At 44.2% G+C, this 26,267-nt stretch carries 21 protein-coding genes and 2 rRNA genes; 15 read left to right on the top strand and 8 right to left on the bottom strand.

Annotated elements, in window-relative coordinates; translation table 11 throughout:
* Positions 1 to 3: 3 nt before the first annotated feature.
* From hslO to ACE1SE_RS00295, 3 genes are all read right to left on the bottom strand, one after another.
* A complete protein-coding gene (gene hslO, locus ACE1SE_RS00305) occupies positions 4 to 876 on the bottom strand; it encodes an Hsp33 family molecular chaperone HslO (RefSeq protein WP_374052166.1) in 873 nt (290 codons plus the stop codon).
* Between the two features lie 81 nt (positions 877 to 957).
* A complete protein-coding gene (hslR, locus tag ACE1SE_RS00300) occupies positions 958 to 1,377 on the bottom strand; it encodes a ribosome-associated heat shock protein Hsp15 (protein ID WP_374052165.1) in 420 nt (139 codons plus the stop codon).
* The gene (locus ACE1SE_RS00295) at positions 1,358 to 3,463 is read right to left on the bottom strand and encodes an IgaA/UmoB family intracellular growth attenuator (protein ID WP_374052164.1); all 2,106 of its coding nucleotides are present in this window, start codon (positions 3,461 to 3,463) and stop codon (positions 1,358 to 1,360) included. Before ACE1SE_RS00295 ends, hslR begins: the two co-directional genes overlap by 20 nt.
* Before the next feature lie 359 nt (positions 3,464 to 3,822).
* Here ACE1SE_RS00295 and nudE point away from each other — a divergent pair, with 359 nt between their 5' ends.
* Positions 3,823 to 4,386, top strand: a complete 564-nt coding sequence (gene nudE, locus ACE1SE_RS00290; RefSeq protein ID WP_374052163.1) for an ADP compounds hydrolase NudE — start codon at positions 3,823 to 3,825, stop codon at positions 4,384 to 4,386.
* 307 nt (positions 4,387 to 4,693) lie between these two features.
* On the opposite strand, the gene mrcA is transcribed toward nudE, so the two are convergent.
* Complete coding sequence (gene mrcA / locus ACE1SE_RS00285) at positions 4,694 to 7,225, bottom strand: peptidoglycan glycosyltransferase/peptidoglycan DD-transpeptidase MrcA (RefSeq protein WP_374052162.1); 2,532 nt, start codon at positions 7,223 to 7,225, stop codon at positions 4,694 to 4,696.
* Positions 7,226 to 7,431: 206 nt separating this feature from the next.
* Here mrcA and pilM point away from each other — a divergent pair, with 206 nt between their 5' ends.
* The 11 genes from pilM (at position 7,432) to trpS (ending at position 17,122) form a co-directional block, all read left to right on the top strand.
* Entirely contained in the window at positions 7,432 to 8,280 is an 849-nt protein-coding gene (gene pilM / locus ACE1SE_RS00280) for a type IV pilus biogenesis protein PilM (protein ID WP_374052161.1), read from the top strand.
* Entirely contained in the window at positions 8,280 to 8,828 is a 549-nt protein-coding gene (locus ACE1SE_RS00275; protein WP_374052160.1) for a PilN domain-containing protein, read from the top strand. The genes pilM and ACE1SE_RS00275 overlap by 1 nt, the downstream gene beginning before the upstream one ends.
* Positions 8,818 to 9,357, top strand: a complete 540-nt coding sequence (locus ACE1SE_RS00270) for a hypothetical protein (RefSeq protein WP_374052159.1) — start codon at positions 8,818 to 8,820, stop codon at positions 9,355 to 9,357. Before ACE1SE_RS00275 ends, ACE1SE_RS00270 begins: the two co-directional genes overlap by 11 nt.
* Entirely contained in the window at positions 9,354 to 10,412 is a 1,059-nt protein-coding gene (locus tag ACE1SE_RS00265; RefSeq protein WP_374052158.1) for a secretin GspD/PilQ domain-containing protein, read from the top strand. Before ACE1SE_RS00270 ends, ACE1SE_RS00265 begins: the two co-directional genes overlap by 4 nt.
* Positions 10,413 to 10,855: 443 nt before the next feature.
* Positions 10,856 to 11,377, top strand: coding sequence for a shikimate kinase AroK (gene aroK / locus ACE1SE_RS00260; protein WP_038237472.1), 522 nt, complete (start codon positions 10,856 to 10,858; stop codon positions 11,375 to 11,377).
* A gap of 45 nt (positions 11,378 to 11,422) precedes the next feature.
* Positions 11,423 to 12,541: a 3-dehydroquinate synthase gene (gene aroB / locus ACE1SE_RS00255; RefSeq protein WP_374052157.1), complete on the top strand. Its 1,119-nt coding sequence runs from the start codon at positions 11,423 to 11,425 to the stop codon at positions 12,539 to 12,541.
* A gap of 237 nt (positions 12,542 to 12,778) precedes the next feature.
* Positions 12,779 to 13,723 (top strand): SPOR domain-containing protein, encoded by a 945-nt coding sequence (locus tag ACE1SE_RS00250; RefSeq protein ID WP_374052156.1) that lies wholly within the window; start codon positions 12,779 to 12,781, stop codon positions 13,721 to 13,723.
* Between the two features lie 85 nt (positions 13,724 to 13,808).
* Complete coding sequence (dam, locus tag ACE1SE_RS00245) at positions 13,809 to 14,627, top strand: adenine-specific DNA-methyltransferase (protein ID WP_374052155.1); 819 nt, start codon at positions 13,809 to 13,811, stop codon at positions 14,625 to 14,627.
* Positions 14,628 to 14,686: 59 nt separating this feature from the next.
* The gene (gene rpe / locus ACE1SE_RS00240) at positions 14,687 to 15,361 is read left to right on the top strand and encodes a ribulose-phosphate 3-epimerase (RefSeq protein WP_374052154.1); all 675 of its coding nucleotides are present in this window, start codon (positions 14,687 to 14,689) and stop codon (positions 15,359 to 15,361) included.
* Positions 15,361 to 16,083, top strand: a complete 723-nt coding sequence (locus ACE1SE_RS00235; RefSeq protein ID WP_374052153.1) for a phosphoglycolate phosphatase — start codon at positions 15,361 to 15,363, stop codon at positions 16,081 to 16,083. Before rpe ends, ACE1SE_RS00235 begins: the two co-directional genes overlap by 1 nt.
* A 4-nt stretch (positions 16,084 to 16,087) precedes the next feature.
* Positions 16,088 to 17,122, top strand: coding sequence for a tryptophan--tRNA ligase (gene trpS, locus ACE1SE_RS00230; RefSeq protein WP_374052152.1), 1,035 nt, complete (start codon positions 16,088 to 16,090; stop codon positions 17,120 to 17,122).
* Positions 17,123 to 17,182: 60 nt separating this feature from the next.
* Here trpS and yiiM read toward each other — a convergent pair whose 3' ends face one another.
* Both yiiM and sodA read right to left on the bottom strand, forming a co-directional pair.
* Positions 17,183 to 17,854, bottom strand: a complete 672-nt coding sequence (gene yiiM, locus ACE1SE_RS00225; protein ID WP_374052151.1) for a 6-hydroxyaminopurine reductase — start codon at positions 17,852 to 17,854, stop codon at positions 17,183 to 17,185.
* Positions 17,855 to 17,982: 128 nt separating this feature from the next.
* Complete coding sequence (sodA, locus tag ACE1SE_RS00220; RefSeq protein ID WP_374052150.1) at positions 17,983 to 18,609, bottom strand: superoxide dismutase [Mn]; 627 nt, start codon at positions 18,607 to 18,609, stop codon at positions 17,983 to 17,985.
* Between the two features lie 380 nt (positions 18,610 to 18,989).
* Here sodA and acs point away from each other — a divergent pair, with 380 nt between their 5' ends.
* The 3 genes from acs (at position 18,990) to actP (ending at position 23,071) form a co-directional block, all read left to right on the top strand.
* Positions 18,990 to 20,945, top strand: a complete 1,956-nt coding sequence (acs, locus tag ACE1SE_RS00215) for an acetate--CoA ligase (protein ID WP_374052149.1) — start codon at positions 18,990 to 18,992, stop codon at positions 20,943 to 20,945.
* A 168-nt stretch (positions 20,946 to 21,113) separates the two neighbouring features.
* Positions 21,114 to 21,425 carry a DUF485 domain-containing protein gene (locus tag ACE1SE_RS00210; protein WP_374052148.1) on the top strand — a complete coding sequence of 104 codons (312 nt, stop codon included), beginning with the start codon at positions 21,114 to 21,116 and terminating at the stop codon, positions 21,423 to 21,425.
* Entirely contained in the window at positions 21,422 to 23,071 is a 1,650-nt protein-coding gene (gene actP / locus ACE1SE_RS00205; protein WP_374052147.1) for a cation/acetate symporter ActP, read from the top strand. The genes ACE1SE_RS00210 and actP overlap by 4 nt, the downstream gene beginning before the upstream one ends.
* 78 nt (positions 23,072 to 23,149) lie before the next feature.
* Here actP and rrf read toward each other — a convergent pair.
* Together rrf and ACE1SE_RS00195 are read right to left on the bottom strand one after the other, a co-directional pair.
* A 5S ribosomal RNA gene (gene rrf, locus ACE1SE_RS00200) occupies positions 23,150 to 23,265 on the bottom strand.
* Between the two features lie 82 nt (positions 23,266 to 23,347).
* Positions 23,348 to 26,257: ribosomal RNA gene (locus ACE1SE_RS00195) — 23S ribosomal RNA — on the bottom strand.
* Positions 26,258 to 26,267 lie beyond the last annotated feature (10 nt).

Here is a 26,267-nt window from a genome sequence, read left to right as displayed (position 1 = left end):
TAATTAGTGCAACCGCTCTGTTTTTGCAGTTTTTATTTCGTTGATATCTTTCTCGTCGAAAACATAATGCATGCCGCAAAATTCACATTGCATGTCAATTTTGCCATCGTTGTGCAAAATTTCCTGTAGATCGGATTCCGATAATGTCACCAGAGTATCTGCACAGCGTTGCTGGGAGCAGGTGCAACGGAATTCCACTTGCTGAGGTTCATATAGCGTGACATCTTCTTCATGATAAAGGCGATGCAAAATCTCTTTCGCATCCAGCGTAAACAGCTCTTCTCCCTTAATGGTTGCAGTCAGTTGCACCAAATGATCAAGCACATCTTCGCTGCTTTCCTTTGCCCCAGGCAAGATCTGCAATAACATGCCACCTGCTGCTATTTTTCCATCCTGCATACCAGTACGGATAAACAAGCGAGTTGGCAACTGCTCTGACTGTTTGAAGTACGCATCCAGACACTCTGCCAATGTATTGCCTTCCAGAGCCACAACGCCCTGATAACGCTCACCTTCTGTTGGTGTCACGGTGATAACCATATAGCCATTACCGATCATATCGTGCAGGCTACTTGCGGCATTCACTTCACCATCAATACGAGCCGTGCCACGCATCTGTTGCAGGTTGTTACCATTAATCACCGCCAGTTTGACCGGCCCATCCCCCTGAATCTGTACCGTGATATCCCCATTGAATTTTAAGGTAGCGGTTAACAGGCTGGTTGCGACCAACAATTCACCCAATAGCTGCTGTACTGGTTGGGGAAAATGATGATTCTCCAGCATCCGTTGGTAAGTTTCACTAACGGAAACAAGCTCCCCTCTGACAGAATGGCTTGCAAATAAAAAGCGGTGTAATTGGTCATGCTTGGTCATAAATCTCTCTCATTTCACTGAGACGGTCGTACTCTTCATCTTTCAAGTTGCCTGTTTTTATTAGATGCAGCTTAAAATCGATTAAGTATCTTCCGACTCATTTAGTTTTTCGTTCTTGAATTTTATCAGTGTACGCCGTTCTTTTTTGTTTGGACGGCGATCGGGATGCGGCATCGTGAGCGCATTCATTTTACGAGCCAATGCCATTTTTTCCCTATTGATAATACTTTCTGCCGTTTCCTGATAAAGCTGCTGGGCTTCGGTAGCACTCCGTCTGTGACTGCACAATGCCAAGACGATCACCGCTTTTTCATCATTTCCCTGACGCAGTTTAATCTCTGCATTCAATTCAACCAACTTACTCGGCTTACTCCGTTGCCCATTATAATGAACTTTTCCCCCTTCAATCATTTCACGCGCGATGGAACGGGTTTTATAAAAACGGGCAGCCCATAGCCATTTATCAAGGCGAACAGCCTGATCAGTGTCTGAATTCTGCATGGATATTTTTCTCATTAAAACAGTTATCATAGTATTGGGTGATATGTTGAGGACGCCGCCGATTCTTCTGCTTTTTCTTGATAATCAATATGACGTTGACGATCAACGTTACCAGCAAGATCGCCAGTAACAGGCAACTTGCCAGATAACGAATAATCGATATGGAATCCGGTTCACGGTGCAACACGATATGGCGAGTCCCATTGGGATCTTCTGACAATTTTGTCACAATTCCCTCCGTTTCAAATGGCGTCTTCATCAACAGCTCTAAAAGCCCCTGTAATTCCCGCCATCGTTCTAAAGCTGAGTGTTCGTATATGTATTGTGTCCGCATCGGGTATTCAACTAAGGTTTTCCCCTCATCACTCAGCAATAAAACCCCTCCCGGAGATGGACTGTTTATAAGAATGACCATTCTATCGATCTCGCGATAGATAAATGATGCAGTAGTGGAATCGACCAGTTTTTCCAACGCATCGGCACTGATAGAACGCAACAATACCTTAGTGCCGCCAAGCTTACCGCTTTCAGCGGCTTTTAACAGTTTGTCCCAACTTTTGGCATTTCCCAAATTAACCAGCGCATTTTTCAAACGGTTACAATCAGCATCGTTCTGACACAATTTTTGTGTTTTCAAAATGATTTGTGAAAAATTGTCGAGTAAGGTCATACCCGATTTTGCAATGGCTGTATTCAGGCTAGAATTACTTTTACGTTCAACTGGATGTAATTGCTCACTAACTGCTGTAATCAGTGCTGAAGCACTTTCGACAACTTCAGATTCCAGCATAGGTAATGGAATTTCACTATTCCAATAGATACCCACGCAATCAAATGGTGCAAATATTGTAATATTCGCTTTGGGCATGATATTGGGGGGAACATAGCACATCCCAACACCTTTGACCTTTAATACATCCCCTTCCTTCAACGGCATATTTTGTAGCTCATGAAAGCTGGTAATAACCTTGGTATTACTGCCATATAACCAGGCAAAACTAAGCCGCAGGGATAAGTTCACCGGCTGGTAAAAGTAAAGCAGCAGCATGACAAATACAGAGAAAGCCACCAACATCACATTCTTTCTGCTACGCTGATAAGGATAATGTTTCTCTTCTTCATGCAAAGAGAGATAGCGCCCCTGCCGCACAACATGGCAGTTGGTGTAAATATCAATATCGGTATTATGATCAAGATCATGGGAAAGATAAGGCTCCCAATGTACGGGATAAACCAGATCAATGCCGCCCAGAGAGATATTCTTTCTTTGCTCCGGCTCAAATTCGCTAAATATTCCCCATCGTTTTGGAATACCATTGAAACAATGGATATTGGCTAATTTTCGACTAGAGGGCAATCGAAAATGCGCCCCCACCCCCCCCAGAATAAACAAAAACGCCACCAGCATTAACCACGGCAACATCGGAATGGGCACAAAAAGAGCCACAAACCACAGTGATAAACCAACACACATCAGGACGCTTCCCCGAATGCCTGTTGATTTCCGCAAACGATATTCTTCTAATGTCTCCTTGCGGATATGCAGTAATTTAGCACTCGAATTGCCATTTTTTTGAATGGAGGCATGTTCAGTTTTTGCCGTTACTCTCGTAATAGACAGTTCTTGCTGATAATCTTGCAGAAAGTGACCATTAACCGCAATGACAAGCGGTATTGATGAAGTTTGAACAATCTCAATTGTATTCTGCTGCTTGATAAATGGCTCAAGCAACGCAGGAAAATGTATTTCTGTTTCACCAAGATAATAGCGCCAATGATGCTCTCCATCTGTTGCAGTAGAAAAACGGCTAATAGGATGCGTGATGGTATAGACATCATTATGTTTAACAGGTAGTGCCGGATAATCAGCCCTGAGTCTACTATTCGGTTTCATCAGAAGACGGGCATTTCGCAAGTAAGATTCTATGACTTGGTATTCATCAGTATCCAGTTTACGGCTGGCAGTCTTAGTCATTGACTGTAGATAACACGCGTTACCAAGCCGCCTCCATCTGAAAATCAGAAAGGAAGCCATTATAATCAGGCTAATGATAAAAATAGCCAATATAATGACCAATGAGCTCATTTTTTCCCCATGCTCATAACAGCAGTACAGAGATCGGCAGAATAACAATCTCATGAAACACCCAAAATCAGGCTATTCCTATTCTTGTCTTCTATTTTTAATTTTGTTTACAAAATGTTATATAATTTTTCTCATACCTTTCCATAAACTAACGTCTTTTTACAAGAGTGAGTAAGATAGCAACAAAAATACATTCAAGCGATAATCGCTATCATTTACTAACATAATCCGCCATATTAAAGCAAAGCTTGAATGCGTAACCATTTCATCACAACACTTAAAAAACACAGTAATATTTAAGTGATTTGGCGCATTATTATTTTCAATTATCCGGTATATGACAACCATCAGGGGTAAGCATGATTGATCTAAAAAAACCTAAGATACTGAATATAAATGACGTTGCCCACTCACGCTTATTCAATATTCAATCTGTCGATCTTGAATTCAGTAATGGTGTAAAACGAGTTTATGAACGAATGAAACCGGCAAATCGTGAAGCAGTTCTAATTATTCCAATTATCGGGGATGAATTAGTTCTGATTCACGAATATGCCGTTGGTATCGAACAATATGAATTAGGTTTTCCAAAAGGTGCCATTGATGCTGGCGAGAGTATTTTTGAAGCCGCCAATCGTGAATTGAAGGAAGAAATTGGTTTCGGCGCAGGAAAATTGGAACTGTTGACGAAATTGACGATGGCACCGTCCTACTTTTCCAGCAAGATGAATATCATGATTGCTCATGATCTTTATCCAGAATGTCTGAAAGGAGATGAACCCGAACCACTAGTGCAAAAACGCTGGCCAATCTCTGACATGATGTCACTATTGGAGCATCCCGATTTCAACGAAGCCAGAAATGTCAGCGCCCTATTTTTTGCTCAACGATACCTGCAAGCAAAAAATAATGGGGAATATTAATTAATGCATGCTTTAAAAACGAGTATAAAATTGATATCCCAATACCAATTTTATACTCGTTTTAAGTGAAATACAGAGATAAAGAATAAACACCTAAATAGAGTAAGGTTTAATTTGATATATGTAATAACTTTAATGATATTTATGAAAAATAACTCAGTTTATTAAAAATAATAACTACACAAATTAACTACACTTTCAAAATTAATTCGCACCAATATCATCTTTTCCAGTAAATAACAAAAGGCCCCGCCAGTTCCCTGACAAGGCCTTTTTATTTCCGTTATTTTGATTGCAAGAAGATCAATCAGAATAGTTCACGACTTTCACCATTCTCAGTGACTGTCGTACCTACATCTGGTACGGCATATTCCGTCGGCTGAGTGCCATCAATGAAATACTCTTTACGGGTATTACTACCACCGTTAGATAACTTACCTGTAGCTCTATCAATCGTGACAGAAACAATGCCGGCAGGGGGTTCCATGATTTTCTCAGGAACACCTTCCAACGCAGTTTTCATAAAATCATCCCAAATTGGTTGAGCTGTTTTCGCGCCACCTTCCCCTTTTAATGCCGGAGTACGCCCCAAACTTCGGCTATGTTCATCGAAACCAATCCAGGCTGTTGCCACCATATCTGGGCCATAACCGGAAAACCACGCATCTTTTGAGCTGTTGGTCGTCCCTGTTTTGCCACCAATATCACGGCGCTTCAAATCACGGGCAGCCCGCCAGCCCGTTCCCATCCAACCCGGTTCACCAAAGATATTGGTATTCAAGGCATCATGAATAAGGAACGCCAACGGTGTACTGATAACGTGAGGAGCATACTGTTGATCATCCACATTAATATTTCCCGATACGCTCTCTAACTCCGGTTGAGGCGGTAAGGCTGGATTTTGCGGAACATCAGAATGAGCCACATTCTCAATAGAGTCTTCAGACAATTCAATGGAACGTGCTGTTTCACCATAAATCACCGGAATGTTTTCACATTGTGGACAAGCAAGTTTAGGTTTCGCTTCAAACAGCACTTTCCCTTCATCATTTTCAATTTTGCTGATGAAGTAAGGATCAACCAGATAACCACCGTTTGCCATCACGGCATAACCACGTACTAACTGTAGCGGAGTAAATGAAGGGGAACCCAGAGCCAAAGATTCTGTGCGTACAACGTTTTCACCCGGTAAGCCAAAGCGCTTTAAGTAATCAGCAGCATAATCAACCCCCATTGCACGCATGGCACGAACCATCACTACGTTCTTAGATTGCCCTAACCCCTGACGCAAGCGAATTGGTCCATCGTAAGTCGGTGGTGAGTTTTTTGGACGCCAATCCGCTCCGGCTCCAGCATCCCAACGGCTGATTGGCGCATCATTCAGCAATGAAGCCAACGTCAGCCCTTTGTCCATTGCGGCGGTATACAGGAATGGCTTGATATTAGAACCGACCTGACGCAACGATTGTGTCACACGGTTAAATTTACTCAGTTCAAAATCAAACCCACCGACCAACGCTTCTATCGCACCATTCATCGGATTGATGGAAACCAGCGCTGCGTTAACGTCAGGAAGTTGAGCCAACCACCACGTATCATTGACTTTTCTGATCCAAATTTGTTCACCTGCCCGAATCACTTCACTGACACTACGTGGTGCAGCGCCTTGTAAGCTGTCGGTTTTAAATGGACGTGCCCAGCGCACACCAGCCATTGTTAACTCAACTTTACTCCCATCTACCAGCATAACGTGTGCCTGGTTAGCGCTGGAGCTCGTCACAATGGCCGGTACCAGAGGACCATATTTGGGCAAGGTTTTCAGCTTATCGATAATCTGCGTTTGGCTCCATGCCGATTGATTGGCATTCCATAACACTTCCTGGGGGCCACGGTAACCGTGACGGACATCATAGTCAATCACATTGGAACGCACCGCGTTCACAGCCGCTAACTGGGATTTACGCGTGATAGTGGTATAGACCTTATAACCATCTGTATAGGCATTTTCACCATAACGATTGATCATTTCCTGACGAGCCATTTCTGTCAGATAAGGTGCAGAAAAGACAATTTGGGGCGCGTGATAACGGGCAACCAATTTTTCTTCTCTGGCTTCATCATACTGACGCCGAGTGATATATCCCTCTTCCAGCATCCTTCCCAGTACCACATTGCGGCGGCTGATCGCCCGGTCATAAGAATAAAGTGGGTTAAACGTTGAAGGCGCTTTCGGTAAACCAGCAATCATCGCCATCTCACCTAATGTCAACTCGTTGACGTTCTTGCCAAAATAGACATGAGCCGCAGCGCCAACACCATAAGCGCGATAGCCAAGATAGATCTTGTTGAGATACAACTCCAGGATTTCATCCTTAGTTAATAATTGTTCGATCTTAATCGCCAGAAATGCCTCTTTCGCTTTACGTATCAACGTCTTCTCGCGGCTAAGAAAAAAGTTTCTCGCAAGCTGTTGAGTGATGGTACTCGCCCCTTGGGAAGCATGACCGGAAGTCATTACCACAGAAACAGCACGGATAACCCCGATGGGATCAACACCGTGGTGTTCATAAAAACGGCTATCTTCCGTGGCAATAAAGGCTTTCTCCATCAGGGGAGGTATTTCTGACAAGGTAAGGGGTAAACGGCGTTTCTCACCATATTGGGCTATTAATTCGCCATCAGCACTGAACACCTGCATAGGTGTTTGTAACCGGACATCCTTTAGCGTCGCAACATCAGGAAGCTGTGGCTCGATATATTTGTACAAACCAAAAATCGAGGCAACTCCCAATAAAATGCAAACAACAATAAGGATCAAAAAATACTTTATGAACTTCACCTGAAATTTCTCACGCCATGTTAATCGGGCAGTTTATAAACGATCAGTACGTAGTATAAAAGGCTTAGTATAAAGGGATTAGTATAAGGGCTGTACAATGCTATATGTACAATAATAGATATCACCTTTACCAATCCCGCTTTCATGTCTCATTAAGTTTTCATTAAGTTGATGTTTTTGTTGATAGTAGATAAGGAGATCTCTATATGTATCCACCTAAATGGTATATCGGACTGGATGTCCAAGATCATTACATTCGCGCTCTTGCCACCATTAAACGCCGTGATGGTTGGCAACTTCGGCACTGCTGGCAATATCATTTATCCAGCGAGATTATTTCAGGAGGACGGCTACAAGATCCTGAAAAATTACTCCGCATTTTAATGCAATGGCGAAAAATATTACCTAAGAATCTTAGCCTAAGATTGGCTCTCCCTGTTCAGCAAACCTTACAGAAACAGATCGCCTTGCCTGACCATACTGTCTTGCAGGAGCCAGAACTCGGCTGGTTTGTGCACGCCAATGCTGAAAAACAATTTCCTGTCAGTGAGCTGGCATTGGATTATCGTGTTTATGGTCAGCAGATTTGCATCAGTGCAACTCGTCAAAAAGATCTCAACCTTTGGCTGAATCTGTTCGCAGAGATCAATTTATCTCTTGATGCCATTGACATTGCCCCCTGTGCATTGCGTTATGTAGCTAAACTTGCGGGAGTGCCTGACGACAGTTGGTTGGTTCACAAACGTATAACAGACTGGCTCTGGGTCGCTCCTGCCAGCCGGCCTTTCAGTTATGGCCTGATAGCTTCACAACCGGCTCCCCATCTGGTTCAGATCATCAACCAGCTCCCCATGACTCCAGAAACAGAAAATTATGCAATTTATTACAGCGATGAAGAGCAATCGACATCAGCAAAAGCGATATCAGTATCAACAAAATCGGCCAATATTTGGCAACTCTTAAGGGCGTTTCGTCATTATCATCCCCCACTGCCAGATAAAACGAATGCGTTCATTATTGCCGCAGGCTTAGCGCTCAGGCCGAGTGATCAATAATGCATCAAGTCAATTTTTTACCCTGGCGGCAGAAAAAGCTGAAACGCCAGTGCCAAACATGGGGAGCACTACTTTGCTTACAACTTATGTTGTGGACAGCAGCATTGGTGTTTATTTCTACGCGACAAACAAACCAAATTAGACAATATCACGGACAATTAACGGGAATAACTCACCAATTGGTTCAATTACAACAAACTATCAGCGCAACAAACCAGGCCGTGCAGCAGCACCAACAATGGTCACAACGATTACGGAAAAAACGCCTATTCATGGAACAGAATCAACGTTATTTACAACTCTTTCGCCAACTTCCTTATTTATTACCAGAGAATAGTTGGCTGACTGCATTTAGTGACGACAGTGGACAATTAATTTTTACCGCCCGTAGTCAAAATTATACAGATATCTCCAATTTGTTGGATAACCTGACTGACGATACTTCGCTTGTCAACGTGCAGCTAAGAAAAATGACCACGACAGAAGATCATTTCAAGGTTTTTACCATTGATGCAAATTGGTTGATGGGAGAGTCCAATGAGAAATAATTATCTTGAATGGTTTTATCGGCCTGTCTGGCAACAGCTTGTCTTACAACAATTGTTTATCATCTCCCTGCTGCTGGGGTTCTATTTTTTAGTCTGGCAGAAAAATCGGTATGAGATTCACGCTCTCCAGAACAATATTGAGCAGCAGCAATACAATGCGGTTCTATCTCGGCAAAAGCTTGCTGAACTGCCATCTCTGCCTGAAACTCAACAGCAGATCCAGCATATGACCACAAGCCTTGCTGAAAACGGCCATCTTGCATCCTCAAAAAATAATACGACCATACTCAAACGACTGCATATACCACTAACCCACTCCGGTAGTCAGCTAATGGAATGGAAAATCCATAAAGAAAACGAACACGTTTTCTGGCATATCATGCTGTCGCTAAATTACGGCCAATTTCTCCATTTCTTGAATGAAATTCAAAAATTGCAACCACCGTTATTAATTAAGCACATCACAATTACACCTGCCGATAATAACCTAATGGTTCACATGGTTTTTTCAGATGAGGAGAAATCATGAACCGCCATCCTTTGATTCTCCTAATCTGTCTCTTATTCCCCCTATTCGGTTTTGCTGGAGAAGAGCCAACTTTTGAAATGCCAATAAGAGATCCGTTCCAGCCTCCGATAATAGAGAATGCAACTGACTTTTCTCCGGCAGAACAAAATGAGCAAGAACAAGAGATAGAATATCAGGCAATTACTTTGCAATACGCCGATGCAAGGCAAGTGGCGGAACAATTACAGCAAAATCACCCTGCACTACTGACAAAATGGGGAAAAGTTGAACACGATCCCTTAACCAACAGCCTGATCCTGGAAGATAAATTTGATGCCATTACCCGTATTAAAAACTGGCTGAAAGAAGTCGATACCCCACAGCAACAAGTACAGATCACGGCCCATATTGTTACCAGCAGTCAGGAAGCCCTGCATGAATTGGGAATTCATTGGGGAGTCAACGCCGATCCACATAATCAATCAATAGGTCTAAACCGCTTAAATCTACATCAACCCGCTGGCAACCAGCGCCACAGGTTAGTGCTGAATACCGCCCGCATTCATGCAAACTTACTAGAACTGGAACTCAGTGCACTAGAGCAGGAAAAACAGCTTGATATCATTGCCAGCCCGCGACTAACAGCGTCACACCAGCAAACAGCCAGTATCAAGCAAGGCTCTGATATTCCCTATATTGTTCAGGATAAGGACAAAACTACTGTTCAATTTAAAGAGGCGGTATTGGGCATGGAAGTTACTCCCCATATTTTAAGGCAAGGAAAAATCCGGCTCGCGCTGAAAATTAGTCAGAATGCACCTGGTTTTCCCATCAACCAGGGAGGAAATGAAAATTTGTCCATCGATAAACAAGAGATAATAACCCAAGTTACAATTAGAAATGGAGAGACTTTGATTCTCGGGGGGATCTTCCAACAGAAAAAAACCGCAAGTTTACAAAAAGTGCCTTATTTGTCAGAGCTGCCCCTATTGGGGGTATTATTTAACCAAAAAGGAGAGCAACATAGCCGTCGGGAACTCGTAATTTTTATTACACCTCAACTGACCGATATTTAACCAATTAAAAATATAATATAAAAATCAAAATATTAATAACGTAATTGTGTTTTTTCTGTCAAAACATCTACCATTTTTCTTGGTCTGGCCTGTTTATGGATTTGACGCTGAGAGTAATTTAGCATACAAGGATTAACTAATTGAGTGAGCAGATCTAATATCGCAAGCAAGAGCTTATACCCAATAGATGGCAAATTACAGCAAAACAGCAATTTGTAGGATGGAAGGTAGATACAATAGGCTCTCAATCGGCCAGCAAAAGCATGAACCCGATGATTCAGTTCGTGCGAAATTTATATAGTTGCAATACAGGCTGATGTGCTGAGATAATTTTCCTATCTGATCTCACATTATCACTCATGAGGTTTCAGTTTAGGTCCCGTGGCTAATCTGATTGGCGGGGCGGGTTATCATTAACAAACAGTCTTAGTAATACCAAAAACATGGCAGAGAAACGCAATATCTTTCTGGTTGGGCCTATGGGTGCCGGCAAAAGCACTATTGGTCGTCAGTTAGCTCAGCAACTCAATATGGAGTTTTACGACTCTGATCAAGAAATTGAGCGACGTACCGGAGCTGACGTGGGCTGGGTATTTGATGTGGAAGGCGAAGAAGGCTTCCGCGATCGCGAAGAAAAAATAATTAACGAACTGACTGAAAAACAAGGCATCGTATTGGCTACTGGAGGGGGTTCTGTTAAATCAAAAGAAACCCGCAATCGCCTGTCTGCCCGTGGTGTGGTCGTCTATTTAGAAACAACCATCGAAAAACAGTTAGCTCGTACCCAGCGCGATAAAAAACGCCCTTTACTTCAGGTTGATGCACCAGCACGAGAAGTTTTAGAGAATTTGGCTGATGAGCGCAATCCTCTTTATGAGGAAATTGCTGACGTGACTATTCGCACAGATGAGCAAAGCGCCAAAGTCGTCGCTAACCAAATCATTGAACTACTGGAAAAAAACTGATTATAGCGAGTCCGCACAGCGGCAAACGATAAGGCGAAAGCTGATATGGAACAAGTGACTGTTACGTTAGGTGAAAGAAGCTATCCAATTACCATAGCCGAAGGGCTATTTTCTGACAGTGAGGCATTTAAATCCCTGCAAGCGGGTCAACAGGTCATGATAGTGACCAATGAGACGCTTGCTCCCCTGTATCTCGAACAGGTGAAATCCACATTGCAGAGAATGGATCTTCGGGTAAATGAAGTTATCTTGCCTGACGGTGAACAGCACAAATCACTGTTTGTGCTCAATGACATTTTTTCCGCCTTACTGGAAAATAATCATGGTCGTGACACAACGCTTATCGCCCTTGGTGGTGGTGTAATCGGTGATATGACGGGGTTTGCCGCGGCTAGCTATCAACGCGGTGTTCGTTTCATTCAAGTACCCACCACGCTGCTCTCTCAGGTTGACTCTTCCGTCGGTGGAAAAACAGGAGTCAACCACCCTCTCGGCAAAAACATGATAGGCGCTTTCTACCAGCCCGTTTCGGTTATTGTCGATCTCAATTGCCTGAAAACATTACCTGCTCAAGAATTATATTCAGGTCTGGCTGAAGTGATTAAATACGGCATTATTCTGGATGGCGAATTCTTTAGCTGGCTTGAAGAGAATATTGAGAAATTACTGGCTCTCGACAGTCAGGCAATGGCTTATTGCATCCGTCGTTGCTGCGAACTCAAAGCATTGGTTGTTGCCGCGGATGAACAAGAACGCAGTGGAATGCGGGCATTGTTAAACCTCGGTCATACCTTTGGACATGCGATTGAGGCTGAAATGGGTTATGGCGTCTGGCTGCATGGTTATGCTGTTGCTGCGGGTATGGTGATGGCGGCCAGAGCATCTGAACTTGTCGGCACATTCTCAAAACAGGACACCCAACGTATCATCCGCTTGCTGGAACGAGCAGGATTACCTGTCAATGGCCCTGAATCAATGTCCCCTGATGCCTATTTACCTCATATGATGCGTGACAAAAAAGTTTCTGCCGGGAAACTGCATCTGGTACTACCAACAGCCATTGGGGAAGCAAAACTTCGTTCTGATATTGGGAAAGAAGTTATATTGGATGCCGTTCGTCTATCTCAGTTATCCCTCCACCAGATACACTTACTCTCTAATTAATTCCAACTTATTGCTCTGGCAGTGAATTTTACTGCCAGGCTGAAATTTGGAAGATGAAGGGAATTTCTGGATATGCAAAATTTGCGCTGATAATAAAAGCTGAATGATGAATTATCCTCTAGCTGTTATGCTATACAATAGCTAGATTATCAAATAAAACATCATCGGTTTTAGTTAGGTCAGACTGCCAAACCTCTTCAATAACAATTGGCAGAACTATCTCTGTTGGGAGGGTATATGGACGAATTAAAATCAGAAAACAAACAAAAAACAGAACATGAATTAAAGCCTGATACTTCTGATCGCAGCCCTCAGCGCTCCAGAAGCCAATTCAATCAACCTAAGCTCGCAATATCCCGCCAGCAAATAATGATCGGTGTTGGCATTCTGGTACTTTTGCTTCTGATTATTGCTATCAGCTCCGCATTGAAATCACCCACTGAGCATGAAAAACAGCAATCACAACAAAATGCAGCGGAAAAAAGTATTAACCTTTCTGGTTCTTCCTCACTTTCTACCCATTCCCCTGGCAGCGAGCAAGAAAATCCGTCAGAACCAGCAACTCATGGCGCACGTGAAATCAGTCCGCCACCTATTAGTAGTACACCAAGCAAAGATCTTCCTCCCGAAACTGGAACTGGTGGCTACAATCAGCGTATAGAGTTACCCGGTGATATTTCTGATGCTTTGAATCAACAACAAAGCACCATTAATAATTCTGTACAAAACACTCTGACACACCCTCAGGCCAAACCCACTAAACCAACGGTAACACCACCTGTTGAGTCAGGTAAACCAGAGAAGGTTATGCCACCCAACAGAGAAAATAAGGCCAGAGAAGACAATCACTCCAGAGCAGCTAGTCAATATCAAGCCAACAAAAAGAGCGTTGCCGATGCTGGTGGTGATCTGCTGAAAGCACCAGCAAATCGATTCACACTACAATTGAGTAGTGCCGGCCGTTCTGATACCTTAAGCGCCTTCGCGAAAAAAAATAACCTTGCTAATTATAAGGTTTATGAGACTAAACGCGATGGCAAGACATGGTTTATCTTGATCCACGGTAATTACAGTTCTGTTTCTGATGCTAAAAGGGCTATTTCCTCACTGCCTGCTGAAGTTCAGGCTAAAAAGCCTTGGGTCAGAAAACTACAACAAGTTCAGCAAGATCTGAAAAAATAAAACTATTTTGATTAGGCGCTGATATGCTGTCCTAAACAGAGTACAATCTGCGACTCTGAAATTATTGAATAACTAATTTGACGGCATGAAAAAAAAACGCGCTTTCTTAAAATGGGCCGGTGGAAAATACCCCTTGGTAGATGATATTAAACGTCATCTGCCTGAGGGCGATTGCTTGATTGAGCCATTTGTTGGCGCAGGCTCGGTATTTCTCAATACCGATTATGATTCTTACATTTTGTCAGATATCAATAGCGATCTGATTAATCTGTACAATGCCGTAAAATCTCGTGCGGATGAATTTATTAATCATGCCCGTCCATTATTTTCATCGGAGTTCAACACTGCCGAAAACTTCTATCGCCTGAGAGAAGAGTTCAACAAAAGCAAAGATCCCTTTCGCCGCAGTATGCTGTTTCTTTACCTGAACCGCCACTGCTATAACGGGCTTTGTCGCTATAATTCACGAGGTGAATTTAACGTGCCTTTTGGCCGCTATAAAAAGCCTTATTTTCCTGAAAATGAGCTTTACTGGTTTGCAGAAAAATCCCAGAAAGCAACGTTTATCTGCCAACATTACGAAATAGCATTAAACAATGCCTCAAAGGGTTCGGTGATTTATTGTGATCCTCCGTATGCCCCACTTTCGGCTACGGCTAATTTTACCGCCTATCATACAAATAGTTTTAACCTTCTCGATCAGGAAAATCTGGCGAATATCGCCTATCATATCTCGTCTCAAAAAGGCATTCCGGTGCTCATATCTAACCATGACACACCGATGACACGGGAATGGTATCATCAGGCTTCCCTTTACATTGTTAAAGCCCGCCGGACAATAAGCAGAAATATTCTTGCCCGCAGTAAAGTTGATGAACTTTTGGCGTTATACTGCCAGGAGTGATTGAGGTTTCCAGCCCCTGAAATAACAGGGGATAAAACAATGAATTGGAGAAGATAACAATGAAGAAAGACTTTCTGATTGCCCCATCCATTCTATCCGCAGATTTTGCCCGATTAGGTGAAGATACCGCTAAGGTTTTGGCAGCAGGCGCCGATGTTGTGCACTTTGATGTCATGGATAATCATTACGTGCCAAATTTGACAATTGGTCCAATGGTCTGCCAGGCACTGCGCGACTATGGCATTACTGCGCCAATTGATGTTCACCTGATGGTAAAACCTGTTGATCGCATTATTCCTGATTTTGCCAAGGCTGGTGCAACTTATATCACTTTCCATCCTGAAGCGAGTGAGCATGTCGATCGCACACTGCAACTTATCAAAGAATATGGCTGCAAAGCGGGCTTGGTCTTCAATCCAGCAACCCCGCTTAGTTATCTTGATTATGTATTAGATAAGTTAGATGTGATTTTGTTGATGTCTGTTAACCCGGGTTTCGGTGGTCAGTCTTTCATTCCAGAAACACTGAAAAAACTGCGGCAGGTACGTAAAATCATTGATGACAGCGGATACGATATCCGTCTCGAAGTTGATGGTGGTATCAAACCCAATAATATTGCTGAGGCGGCCCAAGCTGGCGCAGATATGTTCGTTGCCGGCTCTGCTATTTTCAGTCAGCCAGATTATAAAGCGGTTATTGATGAGATGCGCCGCGAATTATTGAAGGTAGCATAATGAAAAGTGACGTCGTAAAAGGAATTCGTGCCATTGCATTTGATTTAGATGGCACACTGGTGGACAGTGCTGGCGGTCTGGCGGATGCTTTGGATCAAGCTCTGATGGCCAAAGGCTTACCCGCGGCGGGCAAAGAACACGTCGCCGTTTGGATAGGCAATGGTGCTGATGTCATGGTTGAACGCGCATTAAAGTGGGCTGGAGCAGAACCGTCTGCCGAATTGCATAGCGAAACACGCAAACTGTTTGATAGATTTTATGAAACCAGTGTAACCACAGGCAGCCAACTATTTCCTCAGGTAAAAGAGACGTTGGCAGAACTGGCAAAACACCATTTGCCGATGGCGATTGTTACGAATAAACCCACCCCTTTTATTGCTCCATTGCTGGAATCATTAGGTATCAGTGAATACTTTTCATTGGTGCTAGGCGGTGACGATGTTAAAGAGAAAAAGCCTCATCCCGCACCACTCTATCTAACAATGGGTATGTTTGGTTTGCATAAAGAAGAATTGCTTTTTGTTGGCGATTCCCGTAATGATATTTTGGCGGCACAAGCCGCTGGTTGCCCGTGTATTGGCTTAACCTATGGCTATAACTACGGAGAGTCGATAGCATCAAGCCACCCAAATTATGTATTGGACCATTTTTCGGATTTACTCCCAACTATTGGACTATCCACTTTGAACCCATTATCCAGTTTGAAAATACAGGAAGCTTAATAAAATGAATGAACCCACTGCAATGAAACCAAACTCCCAAAAACCTATTGTATTCAGCGGCGCACAACCCTCCGGTGAATTGACCATCGGTAATTATATGGGGGCGTTACGTCAGTGGGTTAAAATGCAAGATGAATTCGATTGCATCTATTGCATCGTTAACCAACACGCTATTACCGTGCGTCAAGATCCCAATGAACTGAAAAAACGCACGTTGGATACGCTGGCGCTTTACCTTGCCTGTGGTATCGATCCAAAGAAAAGCACCATTTTCGTCCAGTCACATGTTCCACAACATTCCCAGTTAAGCTGGGTACTGAATTGTTACACTTATTTCGGTGAACTTAGCCGCATGACCCAGTTCAAGGATAAATCAGCCCGTCATGCAGAAAATATCAATGCTGGCTTGTTTGATTATCCGGTTCTAATGGCTGCTGATATTTTGCTTTATCAGGCCAATCAGATCCCTGTAGGCATTGACCAGAAGCAACACCTTGAATTAACCCGCGATTTAGCACTGCGATTTAACGCTTTATATGGCGATATTTTTACTGTTCCAGAGCCATTCATTCCAAAAGGTGGCGCACGTGTGATGTCATTGCAAGATCCGAGTAAGAAAATGTCGAAGTCGGATGATAACCGCAATAACGTCATTGCCCTGCTGGAAGACCCTAAATCCGTCGCCAAGAAAATTAAACGTGCGGTTACCGATTCTGATGAACCCCCTTGCGTACGTTACGATCAGGAAAACAAACCTGGCGTTTCCAACTTACTGGATATACTCTCTGGTGTAACAGGTAAAACTATTCCTGAATTAGAAGCCGAGTTTGAAGGTAAAATGTACGGCCATTTGAAAGGGGCAGTTGCAGATGCCGTAAGCGAAATGCTGACAGGCTTACAGGAACGTTTCCATCATTTCCGTAACGATGAAGCCTTACTTAACCAAATCATGGCAGAAGGTGCGGCCAAAGCCCAAGCTCGTGCCCAGGCAACCCTGAATAAAGTCTATGAAGCGGTAGGTTTGATCGCTCACCCGTAACCGCCGACCTTATGTGAATGCCAAAGGGTATCCATTTCCCCCTTTGGCATATAGATTCCGTTACTTACCGAATAAACGACGATTAAAATCCTCAATTCTTCCATACAATATGCGTTTTTGCATCGTCAGATTCCAACTGGCAGACAATCCAGCAGCGCCCATTAGACGACGATACAGCTCTTCATCAAATGGGTTATGAAAAGCAATGGAAATGGCTTCTTTAACAGAAACGTCGCTATTACGACTTAACAGTTTTATCGGTTCTCCAGCACTAACTAAGCCAGAAGAGATAACACGATATAACCAACCACAGCGCCCATTATTTTGCATCATCGCAGAAAACTCACTGATATTTGTAATAAAATTGAGTTTATAACATGGAGAACGTGGTTGAGTGACCTGAATCAGAGCTTCACCCCATTGGAAAATATCGCCAATATAAACAGTATCTTCTGTCATTCCTTCTGTAGATATATTCTCACCAAACAAGGGAGAGACTAATAATTCCATCAATTCAGGAAATTGCCTTTTCCAAAATAGGTAATGCTCTCTTGGATAATGACAAAGCGCCCGATCAGTTCCACCATGAAAACGAGTTTCCGCTTGTTCATCGCCTTCTAGCCCAAGAGAGGTTAGCTGTAAACGACCATTCACCACCAATTTATTGATCGCACTAAAACCCAATGTTTCTGACGATGATATTTTGCCTCTATATATTTGTGGATAATACATTTTTATTCCCTCTCAATGAGCCAGTGAAGATGAACACGTATTATCCGGGCATAATAACCAAGATTGCAGACAATAAGAATGCTGGTCACAGCCATGACCAGCATTCTTGTGAAAAATAATTGAGTGGATTATTTAATTTTTTCTTCGTAGCGTTTTGTTGCTTCATCCCAGTTTACTACATGCCAAAATGCTTTGATGTAATCAGGGCGGCGATTCTGATATTTCAGGTAATAAGCATGCTCCCATACATCCAGACCCACAATCGGGTAGCCAGAAGCACCGGTTATCTCTTCACCCATTAGTGGGCTATCCTGATTAGCTGTTGAAACAACAGCAAGTTTGCCATCTTCTTTCAGTACCAACCATGCCCAGCCAGAGCCAAAGCGAGTTGCTGCTGCTTGTTCAAATTTTTCCTTGAAGCTGTCGATACTGCCAAAATCACGCTCAATCGCGGTCTTCAAAGCACCATCCAATACCGTGCCTAATTTTAAGCCCTTCCAAAACAGGCTATGGTTTGAGTGACCACCCGCATTGTTGCGAATAAAAGTGCGTTTATCGGCTGGAATTTTATCAAGCTGCTGAATGAGGTCATCGATATCAAGTTTGCTTAATTCTGGAAAGGCTTCCAGAGCAGTATTCGTGTTAGTGACATACGTCTGATGGTGTTTAGTATGGTGAATTTCCATCGTTTGTTTATCGAAATGAGGCTCTAGCGCATCATAGGAATAAGGTAGAGAAGGCAATGAATGGCTCATATCATATCTCCAGTTGTTTAGAATTTAGAATATATAAAGATCACACCTTGTGAACAACATGATTATTATAGTGAATTGAACAATAATGAAAATGATTATCAATTCCATGTTGTCTCTATGGTTTCCTTTATACATTCACGTTTCATGCCTCCTCATAGATAAAAATATCAATAAAAAACTTAAATAACAGAATATAAATCCAATTAAAATAATAAACTCATTACTTAATATCACTTAAATCTACAGCATTAAATGATCATTCCATAAAATTCATTCTCTTTATTGCGTGATCTTCCGCGCAAAAAAGAAACAAAAATTCTTCTTACACTTTAGTTAACCTTGTTTTGACATAGTATTAACAGTTGCAAGGAGATAAAAATATGACTCAAATAATCAAGCATCTTATTCCTGCTGATATTGCAGATACGGCTCTGATAAGCAAGCAACAGTACCTACATGACTATCAAAGGTCAGTACAAGACCCTGAAGGTTTCTGGGGGGAAAAAGGTAAAGTTGTTGATTGGATTAGGCCCTACACCAAGGTCAAAAATACTTCTTTCGATCCTGGGCATATCAGCATCCGCTGGTTTGAAGATGGCACCCTGAACTTAAGTGCCAACTGTCTTGATCGCCATTTACAAGAACGTGGTGATCAAACTGCCATTATATGGGAAGGAGATAATCCCTCAGAATCCCGCCATGTTACGTATCGAGAATTACATCATGACGTCTGCCAATTTGCCAATGTCTTGAAAAAACTGGGGATCAAAAAAGGCGATGTTGTTGCTATCTATATGCCAATGGTACCAGAAGCCGCCGTTGCAATGTTAGCCTGTGCCCGTATCGGCGCGATCCATTCCGTCATTTTTGGTGGCTTCTCTCCTGATGCCATCGCTGGCCGAGTTATCGATTCCAACGCTAAGCTTGTAATTACCGCAGATGAAGGCTTGCGAGCGGGCCGCACAATCCCATTGAAAAAGAATGTTGACGAGGCACTGAACAACCCTGACGTTACTGGTGTGACTAATGTGGTTATTTTCAGACGTACCGGAAATATTAAAAACTGGAATAACGGTCGTGATTTATGGTGGCATGAACTGACCGAGAGTGTTAGTGCTGAGTGTCCCGCCGAAGAGATGGGTGCCGAAGATCCATTATTCATTCTTTATACCTCAGGCTCTACAGGCAAACCTAAAGGCGTCCTGCATACGACTGGCGGTTATTTAGTCTACGCATCTTTAACGTTTAAATACACGTTTGATTATCGCCCTGGAGAAATTTACTGGTGTACAGCCGACATAGGCTGGGTAACAGGACATAGCTACCTGCTATATGGGCCTCTGTCTTGTGGTGCCACGACTTTAATGTTTGAAGGTGTCCCCAATTACCCCGAAGTTAACCGTCTCTGTCAGGTAGTTGATAAGCATAAAGTTAATATTCTTTATACTGCACCAACTGCTATCAGGGCATTAATGGCCGAAGGTGATAAGGCCATAGAAGGTACTAAGCGTACGTCATTGCGCATTATGGGCTCTGTGGGAGAACCCATTAACCCAGAAGCATGGGAATGGTACTACAAAAAAATAGGCAACAGTAAATGCCCTATTGTAGATACATGGTGGCAAACCGAAACTGGCGGATTCATGATCACACCGCTACCAGGAGCTACCGATCTCAAGGCGGGCTCCGCAACTCTGCCATTTTTTGGTGTTAATCCAGCGTTGGTTGATAATTCTGGAGAAATTTTAGAGGGTGTGAGTGAAGGTAACCTTGTTATTACGGATTCCTGGCCAGCACAGGCACGAACTTTATATGGTGATCATGAGCGTTTTGAACAAACCTATTTTTCCACTTTCAAGGGAATGTATTTCAGTGGTGATGGTGCTCGACGTGACGAAGATGGCTATTACTGGATCACCGGCCGTGTTGATGATGTTCTGAATATTTCAGGCCATCGTTTGGGAACCGCAGAAATTGAATCAGCTCTGGTTGCATACCCTAAAATCGCTGAAGCTGCCGTTGTTGGCATCCCTCATCATATCAAAGGACAAGCTATTTACGCCTACGTCACACTAGTTCATGGTGAAGAGCCTTCCCCTGAACTGTATACCGAGGTCAGGGATTGGGTTCGTAAAGAAATCGGCCCAATTGCAACACCCGATATCCTTCATTGGACTGATTCTCTGCCCAAAACGCGTTCCGGAAAGATTATGCGGCGTATTTTGCGCAAGATTGCTTCTGGTGATACCAGCAACTTAGGAGATACCTCCACGCTGGCCGATCCGGGAGTTGTTGAAAAACTGCTGGAAGAAAAACAATCCATAAACATGTCGTAAAACATATGCGCCGCCGCCAGGCGGCTTGAATAACGTATCACCAAAAGTACGGAACCGTACAGGAACTTGGCTAATCATCAGGAATTCCTTGGGTATGGCTATCCAATATCTGGTATCTCATGAGGTGGCTTAAGGTGTAACGTTTAAAATCAGCAAGGAGATACTCCAATGAGTGACGGCATTTATCAAGAGATTGAAAATAATCCCCGCTTTAAGGCGTTAGTTAAGAAGCGAGGGCGTTTTGCCTGGCTGTTATCCATCATTATGTTAGTGCTTTATGTTGGTTTTATTTTCCTTATTGCTTTTGCTCCTGAATGGCTTGGAACACAACTTCATGAAAATACCAGTATGACGCGGGGAATTCCTGTAGGAATTGGGATCATCTTCATATCTTTTATACTGACCGGAGTTTATGTAGTCAGGGCGAATGGTGAATTTGATCGTCTGACATCAACTATTCTCAATGAGGTAAGAAAATGAAAAAAATCGTATTACTATTTTCTTCCCTCTTTCCTATCCTAGCCCAAGCAGATGCCATTTCAGGTAATGTAGAGAAACAACCTCTGAATATTCAGGCAATTATTATGTTCCTGTTATTTGTCGGGTTAACTCTTGGTATTACTTACTGGGCTTCAAAGCGGACTATTTCACGCTCAGATTACTATACCGCTGGCGGACGTATTACTGGATTCCAGAATGGTATGGCGATAGCAGGTGACTATATGTCAGCCGCCTCATTTCTGGGAATTTCAGCGTTAGTTTATACATCTGGCTATGATGGGCTGATCTATTCCATAGGCTTTCTCGTTGGCTGGCCAATTATTCTATTCCTCATTGCCGAAAGATTAAGAAATTTGGGGCGTTATACCTTTGCTGATGTCGCTTCTTATCGGCTAAAACAACGACCTATCCGTACCTTATCCGCAATGGGTTCGTTAGTTGTTGTTGCGTTATATCTAATAGCTCAGATGGTCGGAGCTGGAAAACTGATCGAATTGCTATTTGGATTGAATTATTACGTCGCTGTTGTCTTGGTCGGTATTTTGATGGTGCTTTATGTATTATTTGGCGGAATGCTGGCGACAACATGGGTCCAAATTATTAAAGCAGTTTTGTTGCTGGCAGGAGCAACATTCATGGCCCTGATGGTCATGAAAACGGTTAATTTCAATTTTCATACCCTGTTTAAAGAGGCCATTGCGGTACATTCTCTTGGGCCTGCCATCATGAGTCCTGGAGGATTGGTATCTGATCCTATCTCTGCCCTCTCTCTGGGATTGGCATTAATGTTCGGTACTGCGGGATTACCCCATATTGTTATGCGGTTTTTTACCGTCAGTGATGCTAAAGAAGCCCGTAAAAGTGTTTTCTATGCAACCGGCTTTATCGGCTATTTTTATATCCTGACATTTATTATCGGATTTGGTGCAATTCTACTAGTCAGCGCCAATCCTTCATTCAAAGATGCAACTGGCGCATTAATCGGTGGTACAAATATGGCTGCTGTCCATCTGGCAAATGCCGTTGGCGGTGATTTTTTCCTTGGTTTTATCTCTGCTGTTGCTTTTGCCACTATTTTAGCTGTAGTAGCAGGGTTAACATTGGCAGGCGCTTCCGCAGTATCTCATGACCTCTATGCTAATGTGATTAAACGGGGACAAGCTAATGAGCAAGATGAGCTAAAAGTTTCAAAAATTACTGTCGTTATTCTGGGGTTAGTTGCTATTGGCTTAGGTATTTTGTTCGAAAAACAAAACATTGCTTTTATGGTTGGTTTAGCTTTCTCCATTGCTGCAAGTTGTAATTTCCCTATCATTTTATTGTCAATGTATTGGAGCAAGCTGACTACACGTGGAGCATTAGTTGGTGGATGGTTGGGATTACTGACAGCGGTTGTATTAATGATCCTGGGCCCTACGATCTGGGTTAGCATTCTTGGTCATGAGAAACCCATTTATCCTTATGAATATCCAGCTCTGTTTTCCATGTTTATAGCATTTATTGGAGCTTGGTTATCTTCAATTACCGATACTTCCGCACAAGGAATGCAAGAAAAGGATATGTTTCGCAGTCAGTTTATTCGTTCGCAAACAGGTATTGGTATCGAACAAGGGAAAGTACATTAGCTTTTGGTTAATTATTTCGGTTTTTCTCAAATGCAAAAAAGCCATCCGGTAAAGGATGGCTTCTCTGACTGATTAAATGTCTGGCAGTGCCCTACTCTCACATGGGGAGACCCCACACTACCATCGGCGCTACGGCGTTTCACTGCTGAGTTCGGCATGGGGTCAGGTGGGACCACCGCGCTATTGCCGCCAGACAAATCCTGTTTTCAATCCCGAACAAGCTGTTTTTATCCTGAAACTTTTCTCTCTCTCACCCCAAAACACCTTCGGTGTTGTCAGGTTAAGCCGCACGGTTCATTAGTACTGGTTAGCTCAACGTCTCGCAACGCTTACACACCCAGCCTATCTACGTCCTCGTCTCGAACGTTCCTTCAGTGTCCTCAAGGGACAAGGGAAGACTCATCTTAAGGCAAGTTTCCCGCTTAGATGCTTTCAGCGGTTATCTCTTCCGCACTTAGCTACCGGGCAGTGCCATTGGCATGACAACCCGAACACCAGTGGTGCGTCCACTCCGGTCCTCTCGTACTAGGAGCAGCCCCTTGCAATCTTCCAACGCCCACGGCAGATAGGGACCGAACTGTCTCACGACGTTCTAAACCCAGCTCGCGTACCACTTTAAATGGCGAACAGCCATACCCTTGGGACCTACTTCAGCCCCAGGATGTGATGAGCCGACATCGAGGTGCCAAACACCGCCGTCGATATGAACTCTTGGGCGGTATCAGCCTGTTATCCCCGGAGTACCTTTTATCCGTTGAGCGATGGCCCTTCCATTCAGAACCACCGGATCACTATGACCTGCTTTCGCACCTGCTCGAGCCGTCACTCTCGCAGTCAAGCTGGCTTATGCCATTGCACTAACCTCCTGATGTCCGACCAGGATTAGCCAACCTTCGTGCTCCTCCGTTACGCTTTGGGAGGAGACCGCCCCAGTCAAACTACCCACCAGACACTGTCCGCAACCCGGATAACGGGCCTGCGTTAGAACATCAAACATTCAAGGGTGGTATTTCAAGGATGGCTCCGTGCAGACTGGCGTCCACACTTCACAGCCTCCCACCTATCCTACACATCAAGGCTCAAGGTTCAGTGTCAAGCTATAGTAAAGGTTCACGGGGTCTTTCCGTCTTGCCGCGGGTACACTGCATCTTCACAGCGAGTTCAATTTCACTGAGTCTCGGGTGGAGACAGCCTGGCCATCATTACGCCATTCGTGCAGGTCGGAACTTACCCGACAAGGAATTTCGCTACCTTAGGACCGTTATAGTTACGGCCGCCGTTTACTGGGGCTTCGATCAAGAGCGTCGCCTTGCGGCTAACCCCATCAATTAACCTTCCAGCACCGGGCAGGCGTCACACCGTATACGTCCACTTTCGTGTTTGCACAGTGCTGTGTTTTTATTAAACAGTTGCAGCCAGCTGGTATCTGCGACTGGCCTCGGCTCCAAAAGCAAGTTTCTTCACCTAACGCCAGCGTGCCTTCTCCCGAAGTTACGGCACCATTTTGCCTAGTTCCTTCACCCGAGTTCTCTCAAGCGCCTGAGTATTCTCTACCTGACCACCTGTGTCGGTTTGGGGTACGATTAACAATAATCTGAAGCTTAGGGGCTTTTCCTGGAAGCGGGGCATCAGCAACTTCCGCACCGTAGTGCCTCGTCATCGTGCCTCAGCGTAACGGATAACCGGATTTGCCTGGTTATCCCGCCTACACACTTAAACCGGGACGACCGTCGCCCGGCTTGCCTAGCCTTCTCCGTCCCCCCATCGCAATTATTGCCAGTACAGGAATATTAACCTGTTGCCCATCGACTACGCTTTTCAGCCTCGCCTTAGGGGTCGACTCACCCTGCCCCGATTAACGTTGGACAGGAACCCTTGGTCTTCCGGCGAGCGGGTTTTTCACCCGCTTTATCGTTACTTATGTCAGCATTCGCACTTCTGATACCTCCAGCAAACCTCACAGTTCACCTTCAACGGCTTACAGAACGCTCCCCTACCCAACAACATATTCATGTCGCTGCCGCAGCTTCGGTGCATGGTTTAGCCCCGTTACATCTTCCGCGCAGGCCGACTCGACCAGTGAGCTATTACGCTTTCTTTAAATGATGGCTGCTTCTAAGCCAACATCCTGGCTGTCTGAGCCTTCCCACTTCGTTTCCCACTTAACCATGACTTGGGGACCTTAGCTGGCGGTCTGGGTTGTTTCCCTCTTCACGACGGACGTTAGCACCCGCCGTGTGTCTCCCGTGATAACATTCTTCGGTATTCGCAGTTTGCATCGGGTTGGTAAGTCGGGATGACCCCCTAGCCGAAACAGTGCTCTACCCCCGAAGATGAGTTCACGAGGCGCTACCTAAATAGCTTTCGGGGAGAACCAGCTATCTCCCGGTTTGATTGGCCTTTCACCCCCAGCCACAAGTCATCCGCTAATTTTTCAACATTAGTCGGTTCGGTCCTCCAGTTAGTGTTACCCAACCTTCAACCTGCCCATGGCTAGATCACCGGGTTTCGGGTCTATACCCTGCAACTTAACGCCCAGTTAAGACTCGGTTTCCCTGCGGCTCCCCTATGCGGTTAACCTTGCTACAGAATATAAGTCGCTGACCCATTATACAAAAGGTACGCAGTCACCCTGATAAATCAGGGCTCCCACTGCTTGTACGTACACGGTTTCAGGTTCTCTTTCACTCCCCTCGCCGGGGTTCTTTTCGCCTTTCCCTCACGGTACTGGTTCACTATCGGTCAGTCAGGAGTATTTAGCCTTGGAGGATGGTCCCCCCATATTCAGACAGGATACCACGTGTCCCGCCCTACTCATCGAACTCACAGCCTGTGTCTCTTCGTGTACGGGACTGTCACCCTTTACTGTGCGCCTTTCCAGACGCTTCCACTGACACACAAACTGATGATGGTTCTGGGCTCCTCCCCGTTCGCTCGCCGCTACTGGGGGAATCTCGGTTGATTTCTTTTCCTCGGGGTACTGAGATGTTTCAGTTCCCCCGGTTCGCCTCCTTACCCTATGGATTCAGGTAAGGATGGTGCAACGGATTGCACCGGGTTTCCCCATTCGGACATCGCCGGCTGATAGCGCTTCATATCAGCTCACCGGCGCTTTTCGCAGATTAGCACGTCCTTCATCGCCTCTGACTGCCTAGGCATCCACCGTGTACGCTTAGTCGCTTAACCTCACAACCCG

Origin of the sequence: Xenorhabdus taiwanensis (assembly GCF_036512875.1) — a bacterium.
Classification (GTDB): domain Bacteria; phylum Pseudomonadota; class Gammaproteobacteria; order Enterobacterales; family Enterobacteriaceae; genus Xenorhabdus; species Xenorhabdus taiwanensis.
This window is presented reverse-complemented; position numbering and strand designations above follow the sequence as displayed.

Bases quoted from the DNA above. Each gene is read 5' to 3' on its own strand.
- ACE1SE_RS00295 (WP_374052164.1), bottom strand. From the start codon at position 3,463: ATGAGCTCATTGGTCATTATATTGGCTATTTTTATCATTAGCCTGATT.
- sodA (WP_374052150.1), bottom strand. From the start codon at position 18,609: ATGAGCCATTCATTGCCTTCTCTACCTTATTCCTATGATGCGCTAGAG.
- rpe (WP_374052154.1), top strand. From the start codon at position 14,687: ATGAAGAAAGACTTTCTGATTGCCCCATCCATTCTATCCGCAGATTTT.
- ACE1SE_RS00265 (WP_374052158.1), top strand. From the start codon at position 9,354: ATGAACCGCCATCCTTTGATTCTCCTAATCTGTCTCTTATTCCCCCTA.
- nudE (WP_374052163.1), top strand. From the start codon at position 3,823: ATGATTGATCTAAAAAAACCTAAGATACTGAATATAAATGACGTTGCC.
- ACE1SE_RS00250 (WP_374052156.1), top strand. From the start codon at position 12,779: ATGGACGAATTAAAATCAGAAAACAAACAAAAAACAGAACATGAATTA.
- dam (WP_374052155.1), top strand. From the start codon at position 13,809: ATGAAAAAAAAACGCGCTTTCTTAAAATGGGCCGGTGGAAAATACCCC.
- ACE1SE_RS00270 (WP_374052159.1), top strand. From the start codon at position 8,818: ATGAGAAATAATTATCTTGAATGGTTTTATCGGCCTGTCTGGCAACAG.
- acs (WP_374052149.1), top strand. From the start codon at position 18,990: ATGACTCAAATAATCAAGCATCTTATTCCTGCTGATATTGCAGATACG.
- yiiM (WP_374052151.1), bottom strand. From the start codon at position 17,854: ATGTATTATCCACAAATATATAGAGGCAAAATATCATCGTCAGAAACA.
- actP (WP_374052147.1), top strand. From the start codon at position 21,422: ATGAAAAAAATCGTATTACTATTTTCTTCCCTCTTTCCTATCCTAGCC.
- ACE1SE_RS00275 (WP_374052160.1), top strand. From the start codon at position 8,280: ATGCATCAAGTCAATTTTTTACCCTGGCGGCAGAAAAAGCTGAAACGC.
- ACE1SE_RS00235 (WP_374052153.1), top strand. From the start codon at position 15,361: ATGAAAAGTGACGTCGTAAAAGGAATTCGTGCCATTGCATTTGATTTA.
- aroK (WP_038237472.1), top strand. From the start codon at position 10,856: ATGGCAGAGAAACGCAATATCTTTCTGGTTGGGCCTATGGGTGCCGGC.
- hslR (WP_374052165.1), bottom strand. From the start codon at position 1,377: ATGCAGAATTCAGACACTGATCAGGCTGTTCGCCTTGATAAATGGCTA.
- ACE1SE_RS00210 (WP_374052148.1), top strand. From the start codon at position 21,114: ATGAGTGACGGCATTTATCAAGAGATTGAAAATAATCCCCGCTTTAAG.
- pilM (WP_374052161.1), top strand. From the start codon at position 7,432: ATGTATCCACCTAAATGGTATATCGGACTGGATGTCCAAGATCATTAC.
- trpS (WP_374052152.1), top strand. From the start codon at position 16,088: ATGAATGAACCCACTGCAATGAAACCAAACTCCCAAAAACCTATTGTA.
- hslO (WP_374052166.1), bottom strand. From the start codon at position 876: ATGACCAAGCATGACCAATTACACCGCTTTTTATTTGCAAGCCATTCT.
- aroB (WP_374052157.1), top strand. From the start codon at position 11,423: ATGGAACAAGTGACTGTTACGTTAGGTGAAAGAAGCTATCCAATTACC.